Origin of the sequence: Pseudoalteromonas sp. DL2-H2.2, from assembly GCF_021532535.1 — a bacterium.
In the GTDB taxonomy this organism is placed as follows: Bacteria; Pseudomonadota; Gammaproteobacteria; order Enterobacterales; family Alteromonadaceae; genus Pseudoalteromonas; species Pseudoalteromonas rubra_A.
In genome coordinates, this window is record NZ_JAKGBD010000004.1 from 368105 (window position 1) to 390899 (window position 22795).

Sequence of the window (22795 nt, forward strand, 5' to 3'; positions counted from 1 at the left end):
ATGAAGGTTGTTGCTCAGCTACTACCGGCCATCCAAACGCCGCTGGTCAATAAGTTTTATCAGGCTCACAAGGCCAGGGGCAAGGCGACCCGTCAGGATCAGAGTTGGGTACTCAAAGCCACAGACATTGTGGCTGCGTGCAGGGTACAGCACATTTCGGGGGAGTACTTTTTGTCCACGGTGTTGGTGGCGCCCGAGTATCGAGGTAAGGGCTTTGCCAAAGTGCTATTAACCGCTGTACTGGCGTCGCAACCGCGCTCGTTGTACACCTTTGCTTATTGTCATTTGAGCGCCTTTTATCAAGGCTTGGGTTTTACTGTGATAGACCCTGTAGCGCTGCCTCAGGAACTGGCAGAAAAATATCATTGTTATGTTGCACAAGGGCGGCAGATCCTGGCGATGCAATATATTAACCCCGATCAGAATCGACTATGTTGCGAATAATCCTCAGTTTTATCCTTATTGTTTCGGCTTTTTTTGCTCACGCACAGGTATCCCGCCTGTCTCCGGCTGAGGGCCTGTCACAAAGCTATGTGAACACTTTGCTGTTCGACGATAACGGCTATCTTTGGCTGGCAACCGAAGGCGGGCTGAATCGCTACGATGGGTATCAGGTGTTGGAGGTTGCAGGGCCAAACCAGGATCTGAATAAAATGCAAATAGACCGCATCTATAAGGATGATAACGGCATCATCTGGATAGCCTCGGGACGCGCCGGCTTGTTCAGCTATGACCCGGAGCAGGATAGTTATCGCCGTTACACCTCGGCACCGGAGTCTGAAGAAGACTACTTTAAAAACAGTGTATTCCAGATGTTGAGCAAGAGTAAGCATGAGCTGTGGCTTGGCAGGGCACAAAATGTGGCAGTGATGGACACGCGCACAGGCACTATCACTCAGGAGATTGTATTGCCTGTTGAAGACCCGCAGATAGCGGTGCGCGGCTTGCTTAAGCACGACAACCTGTTGTTTATCGCCTCTGCCGAACGCTTGTTTGTTTACAACACAGATACTGAGCAGCTACGTGCCATTGAGCACCGCGACAAGATCACCCATCCATTTCAGACCAACACCAAGTCTCTGCATTTGCTGGACGACGATACCCTGATTTTAGGGGCCGTGATTGGCATGTACCAGCTGGATATTAGCGCTCTGCGCCGTGACTTTGATGCAGAGGTGCCCTATCAGACACTGATTGAAGAACTTAATATCTGGCAAATTGAGCGCAGTGGCACAGGCTTGTTACTGGGCACAGACCACGGGCTGATGCATTACGATATCGCCAGTGGCGAGGTACATCGGGATACACGCCTAACCAGCAGCCATTATGCGGTCTCGGACAACAGCGTGATTTACTTTATCCGCGACGACTTTGGCGGGATCTGGGCCGCCACTAAAAAAGATGGTGCCTTCTACCTGCCTGCTGAGTCGCAGGGGTTTGATAATGTTCACCCGGGTTCCGTACAGGGCAACTTTTCGAAGGGGACTGTGTGGGGCCTGGTAGAGTACGATTGCTATATCTGGGCAGGCACGCGAGATGGCCTGACCCGCTACGACCCGCAAAGTCGCACCTCAGAGCAGTATCTGGCCGGTTTTCTGGGTGATGGCTTCTACCCCGAATTCACCATTTTTGGCCTGCTGAATTATCAGGACAAGCTATGGCTCAGTAGTAACCGTGGACTATTTGTATTCGAACCTGGATCAGAGGATATCTATCGACCCCAGGCTCAGGATGCGGCTGCGACCGCTGTGTTGTCCGGGTTTGTTAAAGGTGCCGTGATCGTGGGCGATGGGCAGCTGTACCTGGTGGATGAAAAAACCGGGTTTTATGTCTTTGATATCAATACCCAAACACTCACCAAGCTGGGTGAAGAGTTTGACCGGTTTGACCCTTTCCTGAGTTATGGTTTTTACAAGCCGTTGAGTACACACCCTGAAGATCCGGTCTTTTACAGTGAAGGCAGGTTGTTCCGCTACGATACACAAGCGCATCGGCTGGTCGAAATTTATCAGGTGCCCAAAGCACACAAGCAAAGTGCGGTCGACCTGCTGAGTTATACCATCGACAAGCATAATGTACTGTGGCTGTCGTTTGCCAGACATGGCCTGGTACGTCTGACCGCAGATGGTTATGAGCAACTGCCAATGCCCAATGAGCAGCACACCGTCACCAATAATATTTTGTATGAAATGGTACAGGATGACGTGGGCATGATCTGGATGTCGTCTCACCAGGGGATCTGGCGACTCGACCCGGATAATTTCCACCTGCAGGGTTTTACCACAGCAGATGGCCTGATGAGTAACGAATTCAATGGTGGAGCATCGGTGAAGCTGGCGGATGGCCGGATTGGCTATGGCTCTTTGCAGGGCTTTACCTTGTTTGATCCTAAGGTGCATCGCCCTACCAAATCGCTGTTAAATCGCGTCAATATTACCGATGTGGATCTGATGTCGCGGGATATTTTACCCTCTGGACTTAAGTCATTCTCTTATATTGAGCTCAATCATGACGACATCGGACTGGAAGTGTCCTTCTCGGCCATGGCGTTTACACTGCAAGAGCGCATTGTCTACGAGTACCAGCTCTCCGGTGAGCAGCGGATCCTCAGTCGTAACAGTAATCGGGTGGTGTTTCCCAAGCTTAGTCCGGGCAATTATCGTCTTAAGGTGTGGGCAAAAGATCCGCTGACTGGTGATTATACGCCGCCAGCTCAGCTTGAGATTGTGGTGCATTACCCGATATGGCGCGCGCCCTGGGCATTGTTTTGTTATGTCCTGCTGGCGGCAGCCCTGTTTGCTTTTTGGGTGCACCGCAAAAATAAGGTCGCGGGTATGATCCTGGCGGCGCACCGTGAAACACAAAACAGCGAAACGCGCTTAAAAATGGCGCTCGAAGGCAGCAACTCTGGGGTCTGGGACTGGCACTCGGGAAGCCAGTTTGTCTATCAACCTCGTTTGGTCAGCGACCTTGGTTACGACAACGAAAGCATAGTGTTGGACGAATACCTGGAGCTTATTCACCCTCAGGATCGTGCCCTGTTTCGAATTGAGTGGCTGGAGTTTGTCTCGACTGAGAAGGGGTTCATCGACTGTACATATCGGTTGCGCCATCTCAATGGACAATGGCGCTGGTACAAAGACTACGGCAAAGTAATGGTGTGGCAGGACGGGGTGCCGGTACAGGTTGCCGGGACCTACACTAACCTGACCCGCGAGCGGGTGTTTGAAGAGCGCGCCACGCTGTTTGGTGCGGCGTTTGAACAAACCCGGGACTGGGTGATGATCTTTGACAAGCACCTGCGTATTCTGGCCTGCAACAAGGCATTGCAGCATGCCTTTTCTGTCAGTGCGGCGCCTTCGTCCAGTACCAGCGTTACTCTGGGGCTGGAACGCAATGTCAGAATGAAGTATCTGCGTGAGATCAGTAAATTAAAGGTCGATGACCTGTATGTTGCCGAAGAAACTCTGCGCCTGCCCAGTGGCGAAAAGCGCCAGGTGCTGCTCAAGATCAGTGCAACGCAAGATAAGCATTATATTCTGGTGTTGACCGACATCAGCAAGCAAAAGCGGACCGAAAAAGAGCTCTATCAACTGGCTAACTATGATGCGCTGACCAAGTTGCCAAATAAAGTGCTGTTTATGGATAGGGTTCAGCATGCCATTGAGCAGGCGCGCTTGTCGCGCCAGCCACTGGCCATCATCGCGATTAAGTTCAGTCGCTTACAGAGGTTTGCCGATACCTATGGCAACGACTTTCTGGCCCTGGTGACACAGAAACTGGCGGCCAACTTGCAGTGCTGCTTCCGCGAAGTAGACAGCCTGGCGATTGGCAACGAACGAGACTTCTATATTCTGATGGAGCAGCTGACGGGCGTGGAGCAGGTGATGCGTTATATACATTGCCTGCTGGAGCGCTTCGAAAAAGGGTTTGAGATTGAACAGCAGCAGGTGCATGTGAAAGCCAAGCTGGGGATTGCCATGTTCCCCGATGATGCCTGTGATGCATTCGACCTCAATCAGGCTGCCGAGACCGCACTGAACCATGCCAGACAGTCACTGGTGACGGATTATCAGTTCTATCACAGTGAGATCAATGAACAGGTACAGCGCGCTTTGGCGATTGAACAGGCACTTTTGAAGGCATATCAGGAAGAAGCATTTCGTAATCACTATCAGCCGATTATCAATGCAACGCATATGTCGGTAGAGGGCTTTGAAGTCTTGCTGCGCTGGCCACAGGACCCCAGTTACAGCATTGAAGAGCTGGCCCACACCGCAGAGCAGACCGGGATCATTACCCGAGTTATGTTGCAAACCCTGGAAAGGGCGCTGATAGACCTCAAAGGCTGGCACACCTTGCATCCTGATTTGTATATCTCGGTTAACCTTTCCGCGCTGGATTTTCAGTACGATGATTTACTGGCCCGGATCACCGAGATCCTCTCGCGAAATAATATCGACGGGCGCTACCTGGTATTCGAAATCACCGAGTCGGTGATGATGGCGGATGCCGAGCAAGCAATTACCCGTATGCATGAACTCAGGGCGCTGGGCTGTCGACTCTATATGGATGACTTTGGCACCGGCTATTCCTCGCTGACTTATCTTAAACAGTATCCGGTAGACGCATTGAAAATCGACCGCAGTTTTGTCAACGACATTGGCCAGGATAAAGAACACGAAGTGATCATTCACTCCACGTTGTCTTTGGCACACAGTCTGGGTAAGTACTGCGTTGCAGAAGGGGTTGAACACATGGAGCAGTTGTCTTTTCTGCGTATGCTGGGATGTGAGCGCTTCCAGGGCTACTTGTTTAGCAAGGCGCTGCCAGCTGATGAGGCCTGCGAGTTATTGCGACGCAACTGGCATCAGGTGTTTGTTCGCGCCAGTTAATGTTAAGGCCTGCGTGATGCAGGCCTGAACATCTTACAGTTTGCCACCACAGTGTCGACAATACAGGTTATGTACTCGCTGGCTGGTCATGATTTTGATCGCCTGATTGGCTTCCACCGGGCTAAGGCCTAGTTCTATCCTCAGGGCCTCAAGGTGCTCTTTCTCCTGTTCATCTACCACACCATCGCTCAGAGAATGCAGCACGGCCTCATTGAAGGCATCGCGGCGCTTGCGCAGCTGATCGGCAAAGCTGGAGGCCAGCAGGCCGGTTGGAATTGCGACCATGCCCATACTCAGTAAAGTGATCACGCCACCAAAAAAGCGCCCCAGCGGGGTGATGGGGACTACATCGCCATAACCGACGGTGGTAAGGGTGGCCATGGCCCACCACATCGCGGCGGGGATAGAGCCAAACTTGTCGGGCTGAACATCATGTTCAATCAAATAGATGCCGCATGAGGCGACAATCAATACCAGTGACATAATAAAGAAGGCGGCCAGCAATGAGCTACTTTCTTCTCTGAACGCGGCCAATAGCAGTTGCATGGCGCGTGAGTAGCGGGTTAGTTTGAAGATCCGCAACAAGCGGAACACCCGTAAAAAGCGCAAATCAAACGTGAAAAACACCATCAGCAGGGTAGGCAGAATGGCCAGCAGATCGATAATGGCCAAAGGAGAGAGGACGTAGCGCAGGCGCTTTGCGCTGTTGTTGCCTTTAGTGTGCTTAAATTCCAGTTTATCAACACAACACCATAGCCTGAGCAGATATTCAATGGTGAATATCGCCACCGAAATCACTTCAATGAAAAAGAACAGCGTGTGATAGCGCGCAGCCAGCGTCGGCACAGACTCCAGCACTATGGCAATGACGTTAATGATGATAAGCGATATCAGAAAGACATCAATCGCGTGCCCGGCTTTTCTGAATCGGCCGCTGGCTTCCAGCAGGGCTGCGGCTTTTTGTCTGAGTGTCAGATCCATAAGTCTATTGTTAACCTTACTAATGTGGGCGGGGCTGTATTATTCGCTAGTCAGTGGCATTTTCATTACCACTGTCCCTTCTTCAAAATCCCGGCTGATGGTGAACCCCAGTTTTTTTGCCAATCCTATCATGCCGGTATTTTCCGGTAAGGTGATCCCCTCGATAGCACCAACGCGCTGGCGTTTACAGTAGGCGATTGCGGCCTCCATCAGTAATTTGCCAAGTCCCAGGCCCTGACAATCAGAACGTACAACCACCGCAAACTCTGCGAGCAGATTATCGGGGTCCATCAATACCCGGGAGACCCCCAGGGTGCGCTGGGCGCTTTTATAGGGCTGGGTAATGATAAACGCCATTTCACGGTCGTAGTCAATTTGCGTCATTTTAGCCAGCTGCTCATGGGTAAACTGTGGCAGTTCACCGAAAAAGCGCCGGTATCTGTCTTCTTTACTCAGCGACTGATCAAACTCCTGATGATTGCGCTCATCTTCCGGACGGATCGGCCTTAACTGCGCTTGTGTGTCATTTTTCAGCATGACGGTGCGCTCCCATTCTTTAGGGTAGGGTTTAATGGCGAGTCTTTTACGGCCGGGGAGCGGCGTGAAACGTTGCAGGGTAATGCTGGCATCCAGAATCAAAAAATGCCCGTCGGTTGCCAAAATTGGATTGAGCTCAAGCGTCTGAATGTCTGGCTGATCGATCACCAGCTGAGAAACCCGGGTCAGCAGCGCACACAGCCGATATTTATCCACTTTTTCAGGTAATAAACGCTCTTTCAGTACGCCTTTGTCGTAGGCGGCGGCAATCAGGTATTTGGCCAGATTCATGTTTAGTGGAGGCAAAGCAACGGCAGCCTGATTAAAATTAAATCCGGTGCCGGCCTCACCAAGTAAAATTACCGGGCCCACATCCGGTTCGGTTTTAACGGCAATACGCAGCTCCTGGCTGCCCGCCCTGGGCGCCATTTTTTGTAATGAAAAACCTTCAATGATGGCATCCGGATAGGCCTGCTTGATACGCAGCAAAATGGCAAAGGCGCTTTGTTCAACTTCATCAGCGTCATTCAAATTAAGGACCACCCCGCCGACCTCGGATTTCGAGGGAATAGAGGGGCTGATCAACTTGAGCGCGACGGGAAAGCCAAGCAGCTGGGCCTGCTCTTTGGCTTCACTGGGCGTCAGCGCAATGTCTGTATCTATGCATTCCATGCCGTAATGACAGAGGATCTGGCTGGCCTGATGGGTTGATAGCTGAGTCAGTGACTGGTCAAGGTAGCTGTCTATCTGCTGTTTTGCACTGTGGCTGTGGATCAGCTCATCCTGACTGATAGATTCCGGGGTTTGAGTCAGGTGTTTCTGGTTACGACGATAACTGATCAGGTGCATAAATGCGCCCACGGCGCCTTCGGGGGTGCGATAAGTTGGGATACCCTGCTCGACGCAGACATCACGCGCTGCAAAGGCGGCTTCTTCACCCATAAAGTTGGTCATCACAAAGGGGCGGGCCATTTTGGGTAAAGTGGCCAGAGTCTGGGCAATGATCTGAGCATAGGCTTCGCTGGGTGCCAGTGCCGATGGCGTGTGGATGATCAGTAAATTTTTGACTTCGTCAGCTTTGAGTAAAATCTCCAGTGCCTGCTGATAGCGGTGGGGCGCAGAGTCGCCGAAAATGTCAATCGGGTTTGCGGTATGGTTAGACTGGGGGATCACCGCATTGAGCGCCTGAATGGTTTTATCACTCAGCTCGGCGAGTTTTCCACTGCGCTGCAACAGCGTATCTACCGCCATAATGCCTGGGCCGCCGCCATTAGTGAGTATGGTGAGGTGCTCAACCTGTAGCAGTTTAGGATGGAGTGCCAGGGTTTGTGTGGCTGCAAACAGCTCCCGTAAGTCGGTTACTCTGAGCATACCTGCGCGCTGAAACATGGCATCGTACACCGCATCGTCTGAGGTTGAACCACCGGTGTGGATCATGGCCGCTTCGGCACCTGCTTGGGTACGGCCGGTCTTGATGGCGATCACAGGCTTGCTAAAAGCGGCTGCCCGGGCCGCGGAAATAAAGCGCCTGACGTCTTTGATGTTGTCTATGTAGAGCAAAATTGCCTTGGTTTTGCCATCCCGGCCGAACAAGTCCAGCAACTCATCAAAGTCAATATCGAGGCTATCCCCGAGGGAGATAAAATAGGAAAATCCGATGCGTTTACTGTTAGCCCAGTCCAGGATCGTGGAGCAGACGGCAGCCGATTGGGAAATAAAAGCCAGTTTGCCGGCATCGGCGGTGGTATGAGAAAAGCTGGCATTCAGCCCTAAGTGCGGGACCAGCATGCCCAGGCTGTTTGAGCCCAGCAACGTGATGTGCTTTTCTCTGGCCAGTGCCTGTAAACGTGCCTTTTGTTCTTTGTCGAGCCCGGCGGCAACAACGATGGCGTTACGACAGCCTAGTTCAGCCAGCTCGGTCAGTACCTGGATCAAGGTCGACTTATTGGTGCAGATAACGGCCAGATCGGGCACCTGAGGAAGCTTGGCAATGGTCGGATAGGCCAGTACGCCTTGTACGGCCGCGTATTTTGGGGTGACTGGCATGATGGGGCCTTTAAAGCCACCGTGTAGCAGGTTGCGCATCACCACATTACCGGCCCGTCCTGGGTTGCTGGAGGCGCCAATCACCGCCACCGAGCTGGGATTAAAAAATTGACCGATGCGCTTGATACTCATACTAACTCCTTGACTTGCCAGACTATGGGCGGGCTATTTGCTAAATATTAATCGCTTTAGTGGCAGGTTGCGAGTCTAAGCTGGGATTGTTTTGATCTCAGTCGAGTTTGCGTGCTGCAAGGGATACCATAAGTATCGTGTGAACCTGTGATTATGACGACACAAAGCTTAGCGCTTGGTCTTCAGCCACTTTCCCATCGCGGCATCGTAGGCGTCTGTGATGGCTGTTTTATCGCAGGTGCTGCTGGCGGTGAGCCAGTTCTTAGCAAAGCCTTCCGGGGGCGGGTTATTGGGGTCACCCTGAACTTCTTTGTAGCAGCGGTCTTTTATGCGATATTCGGTAAAAATGTGATTCTGAGACTCTATCTGTCGTAGCGGCTGACCCTGCGTCTGGTGAGACTTGGGTACACTAAGGCGTTGTGGCCGAGACTCGATGTCTCTGGATACCGGCTGAGTTAAGATGTGCTGACGCAGTCGTGACAGACCCAGTGCCGGGTCGATCCGCTGGTATTTTTTGTTCGGTTGCACACCTGCAGCCTGCGCTGGTTTTTCAGGAGCTGGGTCGGTACTGCTGTGGATATCTGCGACTGAGCTCTCTGTGATGGCGTCGAGCTGGCTCGACTCGACCAGTTTGGGTAAAGGTGCAGAGCTGACAACGACAGTCTGTTGTTCGGGACGTTGTGCAGGTTTGGTGACGGGAAGCGGCTCGGAGCTGGCTTTATTCGTATCTGATTTTTGCGCTGGTTGCTCTACCACCAGGTAGGTTTTAATCGTCGGCTCAGGCGGCCCGAGAGGGACCACCACGGTTTGCTGGGCCAGCAGCCACAGTATGATTAAGTGGCAGGCGATGGAAATAACAACTGCACTGAGCCATGAACGCATCACTTTTCCTTAGTGTCCTGAATTTATTATTCTGTTTTATAGTCAAAACACTGTTAGGACCTGAGCTTGTGATCAAAAGTTCAGTTTCATCAACTCCGTTGCAATCAGTTTGAGTAATCGGGTTTCACGGAGCAGAGATTGCCCCTGTTTATCGCTGTTTGCCAGTACCGCCTCATTGTGAGCGATGGCTTCAGCAATCTCGACCCATTGCGGGCGCATGCCATTGTTTATCTCATAATGTTCCATATCTGGTTCATCAAACTCGCCGCAGATTTCACACAAATAGCAGTGAGAAACGATGTGTACATTGTCAAAGTCAGGCTTATGCCAGCGCTGATATTCTTCATACACGCCAAAGGGCACAATGTTGGTGACCGAGCGCGCCCCGGTTTCTTCTTTTACTTCGCGCACTAAGGCATCGGTTAAGGATTCCCCTGCATCGACACCTCCACCGGGCAAAGTGTAATCGTCGTATCTTTGCGTATAGAGCAGTAAAATTTGCGACTGACGGGTAATAATGGCTCGTGTTGCCGGGCGGGTAAAACAAGTGCCCGGTAAAGGTAAAGCCGGGGCTGGATTAAGAACGCGCATGATCAGGGTCCCGAAAAAGTGCCGAGTCTAGCACATTTCGGGTCAGGCGACAGCGCCCGGGTACAGCCTGTCGGGCGCGCTGTGTTTAATAAGGCAGTGGGTAGGCCTTGAGCACAGTGTCAATTTCAGCCAACGCTTCTGGTGGCAGTGTCAGATCAAACGCTTTAATATTTTCTTTCAGCTGGCTCATGGTAGTAGCGCCTATGATGGTCGAGGTAACGCCATCGACCTGGTCGCACCAGGCCAGTGCCAGCTGGGCAGCCGTGAGGTGATGCTCTTTGGCAATCTCCAGGTACGCCGCGGTGGCTTCCTGTGCAAACTGCGTATCCCGGAACAAGCCATTACGTTGGATCAGGGTCCAGCGTGACCCTTGCGGTCGGGCGCCACCCAGATATTTGCCCGACAACGCGCCACCGGCAAGGGGTGACCAGGGCAGATAGGCAATGTCTTCATGGACGCAGTTTTCTATGATGTAGGGCCAGTCCTTCGCATGTAATAAGTTGAATTCATTCTGGATTGAAACCGGCCTGGGCAATTGGTGCTGGTGTGCCAGTTGCAAGTATGTATTGATCCCCCAGGGTGTGTCGTTAGACAGCCCCCAGTGGCGAATTTTTCCGGCATCAATACACTGCTGGAGTGCGCCGAGGATCTCGTGCATCTCATTTCTGTGTTGCTCTGTGGATACATCACTGAAAGTGATCATACCGGGCCAGTGTTTAGAAAAGTGTGGAGAGGTGCGATTTGGCCAGTGCAGCTGATACACATCGATGTAGTCGGTTTGCAGCCGTTTTAGCGAGGCGTCGACCGCTGCCACAATGGCCTCTGCGGTTATAGGCGCGCCGCCACGGATCCAGGCCAGTCCTGAGCCTGCGATTTTAGTGGCAATAATGATGTCCTGGCGCTTTTCCGGATGACGACGTAGCCAGTCTCCGATGATTTCCTCGGTCTTACCATAGGTTTCAGGAGACGGCGGGACGGCATACATCTCGGCGGTATCGATAAAATTAATACCCTGTGCGAGTGCGTAATTGATCTGTTCATCGGCATCGTGCTGATTATTCTGCACACCCCATGTCATGCTGCCCAGACAGACACGTGACACCTCTAAATTAGAATGACCCAGGCGGCTGTACTTCATAGTTGCTCCTTGTGTTAAATAGGTCTGGCGTATCGGCTCAAAATACATATAGATACGCAGGCATTGTCTGACCAGTTTAGAGTATTTCCCAGTAAAATACAGATCAGATGCGATGACAAATAATGAACAATCATATTGCCATTATGCGATTCTTTGCACATAATAACTGTATAAATAACCAGTTATTAAAATCATGCGTAAGTTTATTCATGTTGATATGGACTGCTTTTATGCCGCGGTAGAAATGCGCGATAACCCTGCGCTGGCCAATGTGCCGATTGCGATTGGCGGGAAAAGCCATCGCGGCGTACTGTCAACGGCCAATTATATCGCGCGTCAATACGGGGTGCGCTCTGCTATGTCTAATTACAAAGCCAAGCAGTTGTGTCCTGAGCTGGTGATTGTGCCGGGGCGGATGGCGGTGTATAAGGCGGTGTCTGCGCAGATCCGCGCGATTTTTGCGCGTTATACAGAACTGATTGAGCCACTTTCCTTAGATGAAGCTTACCTGGATGTGACCGACTGCACTGTGTGTCAGGGCAGTGCGACCTTAATTGCTCAGCAGATCCGCAGCGATATTTACCGTGAAACCGGCCTGACGGCCTCGGCTGGTATTGCGCCCATCAAATTCCTGGCCAAAATTGCCAGTGATGAAAACAAACCCAATGGCCAGTATGTGGTCACTCCGGATGATATCGCCGGATTCATCGATACCTTGCCACTGAAAAAAATCCCCGGTGTGGGTAAAGTGACGCATGAAAAGCTCCTTGCAATGGGGTTGCAGTATGGTCGCGACGTCAAGTCTTACAGCAGAGCCCAGATGACGGAACGCTTTGGCAAATTTGGCGATGTACTGTGGCGGCGTTGTCAGGGCATTGATGAGCGACAAGTAGAAACTGAGCGCATTCGCAAGTCTGTCGGGGTGGAAACCACCTTTGAAAAAGACATTCAAAGCCTGGATGCGCTCAAAGACATACTGAGCCTGCGGCTGTTGCCTGAGTTACAGCGGCGGGCCGAGCCCTATCGCGGGGCTCGGGTCTTCAACAAGCTGGGCGTTAAGGTTAAGTTTTATGACTTTTCGCAAACCACCAAAGAGTGCCAGTACCATGAGATTGATGAAGGCGTGCTGATTACTTTACTGGAGCAGGCGGTTGAGCGCTTTGGCAGCAAACCAGTCAGGCTGATAGGTATTCAGCTGGGCCTGGGAGAGGCGGCCTCTGCTCAGGCGCAATTGGGCCTGTTTGATGTTCAGACCTTCGACTAAAAGATAACAAGGACAGTATTCTGCGATTATTCGCCGGTGTGCTAGGGTATAGCTTATCCGACTACGCAGAAGTGCTATTTTGCGATACCACCAGTGGCAACCAGGTTTTGTGTGCTTAGATAACATAAGTGCCAGCGCCACGACGGCATCAATTTCGCTCAACAGACTTGTGATTGCCACAAAGCAAAGCAGGTGGTATCAGGCAATAACGGACTGAGTCAAAGCGGACACCAAGAACAACAACAGGGGGAATACAATGCAGTCAATCATGATCGTGCTGTTTGGCATACTGGGTATGCTGTTTGGCTGGTTTGTCTATTCAAAGTTCATCGCCGAAAAAATATTTAAAATGGACGATAAGTTCGTCACACCGGCGCATGAATTAAACGACGGAATAGACTATGTACCGACTAATAAAGTGGTGCTCTGGGGGCACCACTTTACATCTGTGGCGGGGGCTGCGCCAATAGTTGGCCCGGCCATCGCCGTTTACTGGGGCTGGGTGCCAGCCGTTTTGTGGGTGGTATTTGGGACCATCTTTTTTGCCGGGGTCCATGATATGGGCGCGCTGTGGGCCAGTGCCCGGCACAAGGGCAAGTCCATGGGGGCTTTGTCTGAAACGGTTATCGGCAAGCGCACCCGCTCTCTGTTTATGATAGTGGTCTTTTTAGTGTTGCTGATGGTAAATGCCGTGTTTGGGGTGGTGATAGCCAACTCTTTTGTGGCCAACCCCAGTGCCGTATTCCCTGCCTGGGCAGCTATTTTGGTGGCGCTGGTGATTGGTCAGTTACTGAAACGTCAGGTGCCGCTGGTGCCCTTGTGTGTCATTGGCGTGGCGATTCTGTATGCCAGTATTTACGTGGGTTCGGGCATGCCGCTGGCACTGCCCAGTGAGTTGTTTGGCTTGGCCGATAAAGCCAATTGGATCATTATCCTGTTTATTTACGCAGCGGTAGCGTCCTTGCTGCCCGTTTGGATGTTATTACAACCACGAGATTTCATTAACGGCATGCAACTGCTGGTTGGTCTGGTATTGCTCTATGGTGCGGTATTTGTGGTTATGCCGGATATTACGGCGCCGGCCTTTAATACCCAAACTGCGGTGGATACGCCGAGTATCATTCCTTTGTTATTTGTGACGATTGCCTGCGGGGCCGTTTCCGGGTTCCACGGCATAGTGTCATCGGGTACCAGCTCCAAACAGCTCGACAAAGAAACGGATGGTCGTTTTGTTGGATATCTGGGCGCGGTGGGCGAGGGCTCTCTGGCATTGATCACCCTGGTGGCCGTGAGTGGCGTAATGCTGGCGGTGTCACCTGAAGAGTGGCATGAAATATACAGCCACCTCGGCGCGGGCAGCGTGGGTGCGTTTATCCAGGGGGGCGCTAATTTGATCAGCAACGGCTGGGGACTGTCGGTGGAAATTGCGTCGACCTTGCTGGCGGTGATGGTGGTGTTGTTTGCCGGTACTACCATGGACTCTGGCGTGCGTTTGCAGCGATATATCATTCAGGAATGGGGTGAAATTTATCAGCTCAATGCACTGAAAAACCCAGTGCTGGCAACTTTGGTTGCGGTAGGCTGCTGTTTGTTATTGGCATTTGGTGCCGGCGGTGCGTCGGGCAGCGGCGGTATGATCATCTGGCCTTTGTTTGGCTCGACCAATCAGATTCTGGCGAGCCTGACCTTATTGGTGATCTCTGTGTATCTGATCAAGCTGGGTCGTCCGGCCAAGTTTACACTGATCCCCATGATCTTTGTGATCCTGATGGCCTTTTTCGCGGGCGTGATCAAGCTGGGCGAATACTACGAGCAAGGTAACTGGTTGCTGGTGGCACTCGATATAATAGTGCTGGTTGTCAGCGTTCTGGTGATGCTTGAAGCCTGGTCTGTGGTCAGTAAGCTGAAACTGCAAAAGGACGACAGTGCAACAGCCCAGTCCGATTAATGCCCGCTTTGGCTTTTAGCGCTGTCCCAGGCAGCGCTAAAAGCAGATAATGCACCTCTGTGTGCTCCGGCATTTGTCCCTAAGGCCTTGGTTCTTGCGGGCAAATAACCGATAATCAGCCCAGCATTTTAATAACCAAGGGCTGATTATATGTCTTTTCCTCTCGCTTTGCCGGTCAGTGACTGGCAAGTTCAGGACGCCGATGCTGTTATCGTCGTCACTTCCGATGTCTCAGATCTTGCCAATGCGGCACTAAACAGTGCAGCAGCCCCTTATCTGGCGGTTGATGCACGATTGCGTACCAAGGCCAGCTTACTGCTGGCAGAAGGTGTACCGGGCAAGCGTCTGATAGTGTCACCTACAGGCCCGCTTAACCGTGACTATGACGACGTACGACGCTTTTTTGAAGCGGGCAAAGCTGCTGTGCTGGAAGCCAAAGCCGCTGGTGCGGTAAAACCGGTATTGATGGTGGCAGGCGTACCAAGCGATGCACGTTATCAGAATGCCCTGGAAGTGGCTTACCTGGGCGCGTGTCAGGCATTGTGGCAGCCACTAGAGGCCCGTGAATACCGTGGACCGGCAATCGAGCCGATTGAATCTATTGCGTTGCTGGGTGCCAGCGATGAGCAGTGTCGTCAACTGAACGCCATCGCTGCTGGTCAGTACGCAGCCCGCGACCTGTGTGGTACCGAACCTGAGCGAATGGCGCCCCCTAAGTTTGCGGATTACTGCGTTGAGCTATTCAAAGACACCTGTGTCAGTGTTGAAGTAGTAGCGGATCCGACGACCATCAACAAAGATTACCCAATGCTTGGCACTGTTGCGCGCGCCTCTTACGCGGTAGAGCGCCATCACCCGCGTGTTGTTAAACTGGTTTACACTCCGGAAGGTGACATTGAGCGTACCCTGATGTTTGTGGGTAAAGGCCTGGTGTATGACACCGGTGGTGCAGATCTCAAGGTGGGCGGATTTATGGCGGGCATGAGCCGCGATAAAGGGGGCGCAGCCTCTGTTGCTGGCTTTATGAAGTCTGTGGCCGATTTTAAGCCAAAAGGGGTTAAAGTGATTGCGTATCTGGCCGTGGTACGTAACTCGATTGGTTCTGATTGTTTTGTGCCAGATGAGATCATCACCACGCGCGAAGGCGTAAAAGTACGCATTGGCAACACCGATGCGGAAGGGCGCCTGGCAATGGGTGACTTGCTCAGCGAGCTCAAAGACATGGCGACTCAGGAGGTTAACCCTGAGCTGTTTACTGTGGCAACACTCACCGGACATGCTGCCCGTGCGGTAGGTCCTTACAGTGCGTATGTGGAAAATGGTCCGGCGCGTGCACGACAGGTGTCTCGTCAGCTGGCTGACATCGGCGACCTGTGGGCCGACTGTGCAGAAGTCTCGCGCAGTCGTCGCGAAGATTATGACTTTGTTCAGCCACGCACTCTGGCGGACGATGTTTTATCGAGCAACAATGCGCCGTCGGCTGTCACTGCCCGTGGTCACCAGTTCCCGATGGCTTTTCTCGCCATTGTGGGCGGGCTGGATAAACACGGTAGTGACTCTGAATTGCCACTGCCTTATGTCCACATGGACATTGCGGGTAGCGGCGTGGAAGGCGGCGACTGGCAGCATGGCAAGCCAACTGCAGCAACCGTCAGCAGTCTGTTTGCCCGTTACTGCCGCTAAACCTTAAAGCGCTCTACAATCTGGGCAAGCTGATGGCTTGCCTGTTTGAGCGATTTACTGGCCTCAGACAAAGTCTGTGTGGTGTCGAGTGAGTGATGGGTTGCGTCCGACAGGTCGCTGATACGTACATTCACATCGGCCGCCGCACTGCTTTGCTCTTCTGTGGCCCGGGCTATCAAGCCATTCATTTGCAGGATCACCGTGATCAGGCGTTCAATCTCATTCAATGCCTGCTCAGCCTCATGTACCTGATCGACCGTACTGCTCGACAGGCGCTGGCTTTTCTGTACCGCGTCCACCGCCGCCTGAGCGCCTTTTTGTAGTTTCTCAATCATTGACTGGATCTCATCGGTGCTTTGCCCGGTGCGACTCGCCAGGGTGCGCACTTCATCGGCCACCACCGCAAACCCACGACCCTGCTCGCCCGCCCGGGCGGCTTCTATGGCCGCATTAAGCGCAAGCAGATTGGTCTGCTCCGATATGCCCCGGATCACGTCCAGCACAGAGCCAATATGCTGGCTTTCTTCAGCCAGCGCTTGAGTGACGACACTGACTTCTTCAATGGTGCCGGAGAGCGTGCCAATGGCACTGATGGTTGTGCTGACCGTTGCTTTGCCCGTTTCACTGGTGCGCATCGCATCACCTGCAGCCTGCTCTGCGGCTTCGGCATGCTGGCTGATCTCCTTGATCTGCGCGCTCATTTGCTCCACGGCCGTTGCCACCTGGCGGCTGCTGTCATTCTGACGCTCGATGTACTCCAGGTTGACTTCGCCGGTGTTATCGACCCTGTCTGCCAGTGCTTCCACCTCTGTAGCATTGCCTGCCACGGCGGCAATCGAATGGCGCATTTTAGAGGTATAAGCATTAAAGAAGCGAGACAAACGGGAGATCTCATCGCGGCCATGTTCATCCAGCTGTTGCGTTAAATCGCCCTCTCCCTGGGAAATGTCGCGCATCATATCAGCCCCAGAGCGGATGGGCTGCAAAATGCTGTTGCTGATCACAAAGTTCAGCACTATCAGCACGACCAGCAACGCGACGATGTTGAATATCATCTGATTGCGCAGCTGGGCAAATTGCACGTCGATACTGTCAAGATACACCCCGGAGCCGACTATCCATTGCCAGGGAGCAAAGCCTTTTACATAGGAAATTTTGTCGACCGCAGCAGACTTGCCGGGTTTGGGCCATTTGTAGGGCACAAACCCGTCTCCCTGTGTGCTGACAACGGCGACCATTTCCTGAAACAGCGCAACGCCGTCTGGGTCTTTGCTGTCTCTGACTGATTGCCCGTTGAGCTGAGGTTTAAAGGGGTGCATCACCATACGCGGATAATGGTCATTGACCCAGAAATAGTTATTTTCATCATATCTGAGCGCTTTCAGGGCGCTGAGCGCGGCGCTTTGTGCCTCGGCTTCGCTGAGTGTTCCGCTAAGTTGCGCCTGGTGAAAGTGGGCTATCAGGCTGTGAGCCGTTTCGACCAGGTTTTTGGTTTTTTCGTACTGCTGTTGACTGAGTGCCTGATGTTGTTGCTGTAAGTTCATAACGCCCAGCGCAATCAGGCCAAGCACCACAACCCCCACCAGCATAGCAAGGCGGCCAAAAATGGTGAACTGTCTTAAAAATGCCATAGCTGAGGCTCCTTTTGAAAGCACAAGGTCGTGTGCTGAACAGACTGACATTGCATAGTTTGCAATAAATGTGAGGGTGAAATTTGTTCTAAATCAAGTGAATAATATATTTACAGAGGAAAGGTAAGAGCAATTAGCTATTTGTCGAATAGTGCCGGCAGAGAATTACGCGTATGAGGGGCGCGGGCCAAAACGGGCCCGCGCCTGGGGTTACTTCACGTCAAAGTGACGATTAAAGAAGTTGGTGATGGTCTGGTGCAGATGGGTTTGCACTTTTTTACCGCGCAAGCTGTGTTTAGAGCCCGGATAAGTCATCATTTCAAAAGGCTTAGCCTCATCCTGAAGCTGTTTAAACAACTTAGTGGCATGAGTAAACAACACGTTGTCATCCGCCATGCCATGATAAATCATCAATGGGCCCTTTAAGCCATCTGTGTAGGGGAATACGGCGCTTTGCTCATAGCCCTTAGCATTGGTTTGCGGGTGTCCCAGATATCGCTCGGTGTAGTGTGTATCGTACAGCGCCCAGTCGGTGACCGGTGCGCCCGAGACGCCGGCTGAGAAGTAATCACCTGCCTTGAACATGGTCATCAGAGCCATATAGCCGCCGTAGCTGTGGCCATAAATGCCAATGCGTGATGGATCAACATAATCCAGCGTGCGTAAAAATTCTACGCCGCGGATCTGATCGGCCACTTCCACTTCCCCTAAGTGTTTATAAATCGGGTCTTCAAAGCGCTTACCCCGGTTATACGAGCCCCGGTTGTCCAGCTGGAAGACGATATAACCTTGTTGCACCATGTACTGGAAATAAAGGTTTTTGCTGCGCCAGCTATTGGTCACGCGCTGGGCATGCGGACCGCCATAGACGTTGACGATCACCGGGTACTTTTTACCTTTTTCCAGCTGCTTAGGCTTAAACAGACGATAGTGCATCAGCTGGCCATCTTGCGCTTTTAGCGTGCCATATTCAGGCGTCGATAAATCGCTTAAGAAAGGCGTCAGTGGGTGTTGCTCGTCCAGTTTATTTTGTTCCAGCCAGGTAATGAACTCGCCATTGGCTTTGCGCAGGGATACGGAAGTTGGCTGATTTACCGCAGACTTGCTGTCGATAAAAGTACGGTTGTCTTCGGCCATGACCACCTTATGATAGGCTCCGGCTTCTGTGATCCGCTTGATATTGCCTTTTTTGAACAAGGGAACGGCATACAGATGGCTTTCAAGCGGGGTGTCTTTACGACCAGAGAAGTAGACCAGGCCTTTTTTCTCATCCACGCCCTGAAGCTTTTCGACAATCCAGTCGCCCTGAGTCAGCTGACGAATCAGCTGGCCGCTGGTGCGATACAAATACAGGTGCTTATAGCCATCGCGCTCCGAGGCCCAGATAAAGTGCTTTTTGTCTTTTAAAAAGTGCAGATCAAAATGCAGGTTGATCCAGGTGTCGCTGGTCTCTGTCAGGGCAACGCGCTGTTGTTTAGTGTCGGCGTTGTAGAATCTCAATTCCAGCTTTTGCTGGGAGCGGTTTTGCCACTGATACGACAAGGTGGTGTCGTCTTCCAGCCAGTTTGCACGGGCAATGTAGATGTCTTTGTCTTTACCCAGGTCAATCCAGTCCACTTTTTGATCATTGAGGGTGACAACGCCCAGATCTACTCTGACGTTATCCGTGCCGGTAAACGGGTAGCGCTGGTTAAACAGCTTCACTTCGTCGGCATAGATCTCGTTGCGGATGGCTTCCTGTACCGGGCTTTCGTCGATGCGGGTAAAGGCGATTTTGCTCTCATCACCGGCCCACCAGTAGCCGGTCATACGGCTCATTTCTTCCTGCGCCACAAATTCGGCCATGCCGTTTTTAATCACGCCGCCGCCATCTTTACTCAGGCGGATCTCTTTGCCGGTTGCCAGTTCCAGGGCATATAAGTCTTGTTCGCGGATAAAAGAGACATAGTTGCCTTTGGGTGAAAAACGCGCATCGGTTTCAAAGGCTTCGGTGTCGGTGAGCTTACGGCTTTTTCCGGAATTCAGCTCATAATAGTAGAGGTCGCCATTGAGCGGGAAGAGCAGGGCTTTGCCATCTTTCGACCACTTATATTCGAGGATCCCGCGGCCAAAAATACGTTGCCTTTCACGGCGCGCTTTTTCTTCGTCTGACAGAGTTTCCGGGCCTGAGAACAGCGCCTGTGAATCAACCAGCAGGCGATTGGTGTCGGCTTTAATATTGTATTCCCACAGGTCGTAGCGGTTGTAGTCATCGACTTTGCCTTGCAGGTAAGTTACCCGGGACCCATCGGGTGAGAACTTGAGTTTTACCGGAGCCTTGCCCGCCAAAGAGGGGTCATCGAAGATACGTTCCAGCGTCAGCGGCTGGGCCACGGTCAACTGGCTGGTGGCCAGCAAACCGGTGGCAAGCGCGGCGTAAGATAGCAGATTGCGCACAGAGTCACCTTTTAATTATGTTGTGTTGGTATGAGTGCCTTGATGGTAAAGGCTGTCAACCATGATGGCAATAAAATCAGACGGACGTGACTGGGGGTGGAATCTTATACCAATTTGCTTAATTAAGTGTTCTAATTTGAGGCGAGGAAATATGGTCGATAACCAGGCAAAAATTTTGCTATTTAGTTGTTCTAAATGAGAAATTTTTAACACAGTTAGCGTCATATTTGATCCGTCAAATTGAACAAGTATTAAGTGAAATTGGTATTATCTGCATACTGTCGCTTTTGCGGCGCAACTTAGTTACAGTGAGGCCACCAACAACGGACTTAAAAAAGAACGATGAGCACATTTCAACTGGCGCCGGAACTGGCGCGCGATTGTATTGAACTGGCCGACTGGCCACTGTGTAAACTACTGTTATTAAACGACAGCCAGTATCCCTGGTTTGTACTGGTGCCACGCATAGCCGGGCTGCGTGAGATCATTGATCTTAGTGAACAGCAACAGCAAGTATTTTGGCAGGAGTCCGCGAAGCTGAGCCATATGATCAAAGCGGTGTTTAATCCGCATAAGTTAAATGTCGCGGCTTTGGGTAATATGGTGCCACAGTTGCACGTTCATCATATTGCCCGCTTTGAGCATGATGCAGCCTGGCCAAAGCCCGTGTGGGGGGCGTTGCCTGCCGTGCCATACAGCGACCAGCAAATTGCCCAAATAAAACAGGCGCTGGAGTGTTAGCGCCTGTTTAGCAGTGTTTGTGTATTGGGCTGTTATAAGCCCAGTACCGCTTTACCTTGTTTAAAGGTAACATCAACCGGAATATTGGCGGCCGCTAGCTTGTCCAGATCGGTCTGGAGTTCCGCTTTTATGTCGCCATGGGTTGCCAGCAACTGATCCACTTTTTGATAGTCGCCGTCGCCTTGCAGCGTCAGGATCAGGTTAGACAGTTTTTCCATCGCTGCGCCCATTTTGGCCATGTCTACGGCGTAAAGGCCGTCGGCATTCTTTGAAAACGCGCCTTCTTGTTTGAAGAAGTTAAAGCGGATCATATTGGCTTTACCATGAGCACTGGATGCGCCAAAACGTACCGAGCGGAAAATCCCAGCCATAAAGGTTACATAGTAATCTTCCAGTGTGCCCTCGGTGATTTCGCCTTTGTTCAGCAGTTGCTCAACCATGTAAAGGCCCAGGATATCGGCTTTGCCTTCTTCCAGTGCGCTGGCATGTTCCTGCAGCGACTGACGCACTGTGCCTTTACCTGTGATGGTGTTTTTAATCCCCAGACCATGTGCCACTTCATGGAACATAGTGTTGGCAAAGAAAGCGTCAAAGGTAATGTGTTTACGCTGCTCTGGCACAATCAGCTGCTCGGCAATCGGCACCAGGATCTTATCAAATTTAGCCTGCATGGCATTTTTCAGTTGCAAACGACGCGTGCCTTTTTGTAACTGAACGGCTTCATCGTTTGGCAGGTTGATGGCGATGGTCTTGCTGCCCGCATTAGAGTGACCGGCATAGTAAATCACATCGTAGGCGTTAAGGTCGGCATCGGAGCCGGGAACTTCTTGCTTATATTTGGCATCGACCGGCAGGCCTTGCTGTAGTTCAGGCAGGAAGGCGGCAAACTTAGCCAGACGCTCGCTCCACGCCATGTCTTTAACCAGCACATAAGACTCAAACGCCGTACGATAGCCAAACAATTGATCTTCATAGGTTTCGATAGGACCGATCACCACGTCAATGGGGTTGTTCTTCATGTCCATCCAGGCAAAGTCAGAAGCCTGATAGCTGTTGTTCACCAGCGCATCGGCACGCAAGTTTAAGTATTTAGAAAACTGCTTGTCCACAGCCAGTTTACTGGCATCACGCAGCAATTGCGCAGCGGTGTTCAGCTCTGTCTGATAGGCCTCAGAGTAGGGCACGCTGTACAGCTGGCCCTGTGCGTCGCGTTTGATCACCGAGTATAAGCCCGCTTTGTCTTTTACATCGGCCTGATTGAGCTCGCCTTTGCTGATGTCGCTTGGGTAGAACTCGGCACCCGGTGTTTTAGCTGCAAAGCCACTCAGGAAGACCTTATCGCCGTTAAGACGATCCCATGGCCCATAGTTGATGTCAGCAAACTGACGGACCTTGGGGTCCTGAATGTTCGCCAGAAAGGCTGTTTTGTCCATGCCAAAGGCTTGTTTCCAGAACAGCTCATCCATGATTTTAGAGGCATCTATCAAAAGGCCGAGCATTTTTTTCTGGTTGTCATTAAGGTGCGACAGATCGCTGTTCAGGGTGACCTGAGTGTAAATATCCAGTCGCTCAGGAGACAGGTCTTGCAGCTGATAGCCTTCGCTTGCCTGGTGTGATTGTGCCTGAGATTCAGCGTTTGTCTGTTGTGGCTCAGAGCAGGCGCTTAGCATAACGCCACAGGCCAGCATCACGGCCGTTGATAAGATTGCGCGTTTCATCATTTTTCCTTCATCCGGAGTGTAAGTCGGACCTATTCTGTGATGCGGTCACTCAGTACTCAGTGACTGCTCAGGGGCCCGTATTATTATTTCGGTGCTATACCTTACATGAAATGACGGCAACTTGCTGCTGTTGCGATATGAAGTCGGAGAATATTTTATTGAGCCGCGG

The 22795-nt window shown here is 51.8% G+C and carries 14 protein-coding genes; 6 read left to right on the forward strand and 8 right to left on the reverse strand.

Going from position 1 to position 22795, the window contains the following annotated elements:
- Positions 1–444, forward strand: a complete 444-nt coding sequence (locus L1285_RS09755; RefSeq protein WP_235412169.1) for a GNAT family N-acetyltransferase — start codon at positions 1–3, stop codon at positions 442–444.
- Positions 432–4895: an EAL domain-containing protein gene (locus L1285_RS09760; protein WP_235412170.1), complete on the forward strand. Its 4464-nt coding sequence runs from the start codon at positions 432–434 to the stop codon at positions 4893–4895. Before L1285_RS09755 ends, L1285_RS09760 begins: the two co-directional genes overlap by 13 nt.
- 33 nt (positions 4896–4928) lie before the next feature.
- On the opposite strand, the gene L1285_RS09765 is transcribed toward L1285_RS09760, so the two are convergent.
- From L1285_RS09765 to L1285_RS09785, 5 genes are all read right to left on the reverse strand, one after another.
- Positions 4929–5876: an ion transporter gene (locus L1285_RS09765; protein ID WP_235412171.1), complete on the reverse strand. Its 948-nt coding sequence runs from the start codon at positions 5874–5876 to the stop codon at positions 4929–4931.
- A gap of 39 nt (positions 5877–5915) precedes the next feature.
- Positions 5916–8591, reverse strand: a complete 2676-nt coding sequence (locus L1285_RS09770) for a bifunctional acetate--CoA ligase family protein/GNAT family N-acetyltransferase (RefSeq protein WP_235412172.1) — start codon at positions 8589–8591, stop codon at positions 5916–5918.
- 168 nt (positions 8592–8759) lie between these two features.
- Positions 8760–9473: a hypothetical protein gene (locus L1285_RS09775; RefSeq protein ID WP_235412173.1), complete on the reverse strand. Its 714-nt coding sequence runs from the start codon at positions 9471–9473 to the stop codon at positions 8760–8762.
- Between the two features lie 72 nt (positions 9474–9545).
- On the reverse strand, positions 9546–10064 hold the full coding sequence (locus L1285_RS09780; RefSeq protein WP_235412174.1) for an NUDIX hydrolase: 519 nt from the start codon (positions 10062–10064) through the stop codon (positions 9546–9548).
- 85 nt (positions 10065–10149) lie between these two features.
- Positions 10150–11202 carry an aldo/keto reductase gene (locus L1285_RS09785; protein ID WP_125782302.1) on the reverse strand — a complete coding sequence of 351 codons (1053 nt, stop codon included), beginning with the start codon at positions 11200–11202 and terminating at the stop codon, positions 10150–10152.
- Between the two features lie 193 nt (positions 11203–11395).
- Here L1285_RS09785 and dinB point away from each other — a divergent pair, with 193 nt between their 5' ends.
- From dinB to L1285_RS09800, 3 genes are all read left to right on the forward strand, one after another.
- A complete protein-coding gene (dinB, locus tag L1285_RS09790; protein ID WP_235412175.1) occupies positions 11396–12466 on the forward strand; it encodes a DNA polymerase IV in 1071 nt (356 codons plus the stop codon).
- 256 nt (positions 12467–12722) lie between these two features.
- Entirely contained in the window at positions 12723–14414 is a 1692-nt protein-coding gene (locus L1285_RS09795) for a carbon starvation CstA family protein (RefSeq protein WP_235412176.1), read from the forward strand.
- Between the two features lie 150 nt (positions 14415–14564).
- Positions 14565–16097 carry a M17 family metallopeptidase gene (locus L1285_RS09800; RefSeq protein ID WP_235412177.1) on the forward strand — a complete coding sequence of 511 codons (1533 nt, stop codon included), beginning with the start codon at positions 14565–14567 and terminating at the stop codon, positions 16095–16097.
- On the opposite strand, the gene L1285_RS09805 is transcribed toward L1285_RS09800, so the two are convergent.
- Positions 16094–17728 carry a methyl-accepting chemotaxis protein gene (locus tag L1285_RS09805; protein ID WP_235412178.1) on the reverse strand — a complete coding sequence of 545 codons (1635 nt, stop codon included), beginning with the start codon at positions 17726–17728 and terminating at the stop codon, positions 16094–16096. The genes L1285_RS09800 and L1285_RS09805 overlap by 4 nt on opposite strands.
- A 210-nt stretch (positions 17729–17938) precedes the next feature.
- On the reverse strand, positions 17939–20155 hold the full coding sequence (locus L1285_RS09810) for a S9 family peptidase (protein ID WP_235412211.1): 2217 nt from the start codon (positions 20153–20155) through the stop codon (positions 17939–17941).
- Positions 20156–20506: 351 nt separating this feature from the next.
- Between L1285_RS09810 and L1285_RS09815 the strand changes: the two genes are divergently transcribed.
- Complete coding sequence (locus tag L1285_RS09815) at positions 20507–20905, forward strand: HIT domain-containing protein (protein WP_235412179.1); 399 nt, start codon at positions 20507–20509, stop codon at positions 20903–20905.
- 32 nt (positions 20906–20937) lie between these two features.
- Here L1285_RS09815 and L1285_RS09820 read toward each other — a convergent pair whose 3' ends face one another.
- Complete coding sequence (locus L1285_RS09820) at positions 20938–22623, reverse strand: dipeptidyl-peptidase 3 family protein (protein ID WP_235412180.1); 1686 nt, start codon at positions 22621–22623, stop codon at positions 20938–20940.
- Between the last annotated feature and the right edge of the window lie 172 nt (positions 22624–22795).

Bases quoted from the DNA above. Each gene is read 5' to 3' on its own strand.
- L1285_RS09755 (WP_235412169.1), top strand. From the start codon at position 1: ATGAAGGTTGTTGCTCAGCTACTACCGGCCATCCAAACGCCGCTGGTC.
- L1285_RS09760 (WP_235412170.1), top strand. From the start codon at position 432: ATGTTGCGAATAATCCTCAGTTTTATCCTTATTGTTTCGGCTTTTTTT.
- L1285_RS09765 (WP_235412171.1), bottom strand. From the start codon at position 5,876: ATGGATCTGACACTCAGACAAAAAGCCGCAGCCCTGCTGGAAGCCAGC.
- L1285_RS09770 (WP_235412172.1), bottom strand. From the start codon at position 8,591: ATGAGTATCAAGCGCATCGGTCAATTTTTTAATCCCAGCTCGGTGGCG.
- L1285_RS09775 (WP_235412173.1), bottom strand. From the start codon at position 9,473: ATGCGTTCATGGCTCAGTGCAGTTGTTATTTCCATCGCCTGCCACTTA.
- L1285_RS09780 (WP_235412174.1), bottom strand. From the start codon at position 10,064: ATGCGCGTTCTTAATCCAGCCCCGGCTTTACCTTTACCGGGCACTTGT.
- L1285_RS09785 (WP_125782302.1), bottom strand. From the start codon at position 11,202: ATGAAGTACAGCCGCCTGGGTCATTCTAATTTAGAGGTGTCACGTGTC.
- dinB (WP_235412175.1), top strand. From the start codon at position 11,396: ATGCGTAAGTTTATTCATGTTGATATGGACTGCTTTTATGCCGCGGTA.
- L1285_RS09795 (WP_235412176.1), top strand. From the start codon at position 12,723: ATGCAGTCAATCATGATCGTGCTGTTTGGCATACTGGGTATGCTGTTT.
- L1285_RS09800 (WP_235412177.1), top strand. From the start codon at position 14,565: ATGTCTTTTCCTCTCGCTTTGCCGGTCAGTGACTGGCAAGTTCAGGAC.
- L1285_RS09805 (WP_235412178.1), bottom strand. From the start codon at position 17,728: ATGGCATTTTTAAGACAGTTCACCATTTTTGGCCGCCTTGCTATGCTG.
- L1285_RS09815 (WP_235412179.1), top strand. From the start codon at position 20,507: ATGAGCACATTTCAACTGGCGCCGGAACTGGCGCGCGATTGTATTGAA.
- L1285_RS09820 (WP_235412180.1), bottom strand. From the start codon at position 22,623: ATGAAACGCGCAATCTTATCAACGGCCGTGATGCTGGCCTGTGGCGTT.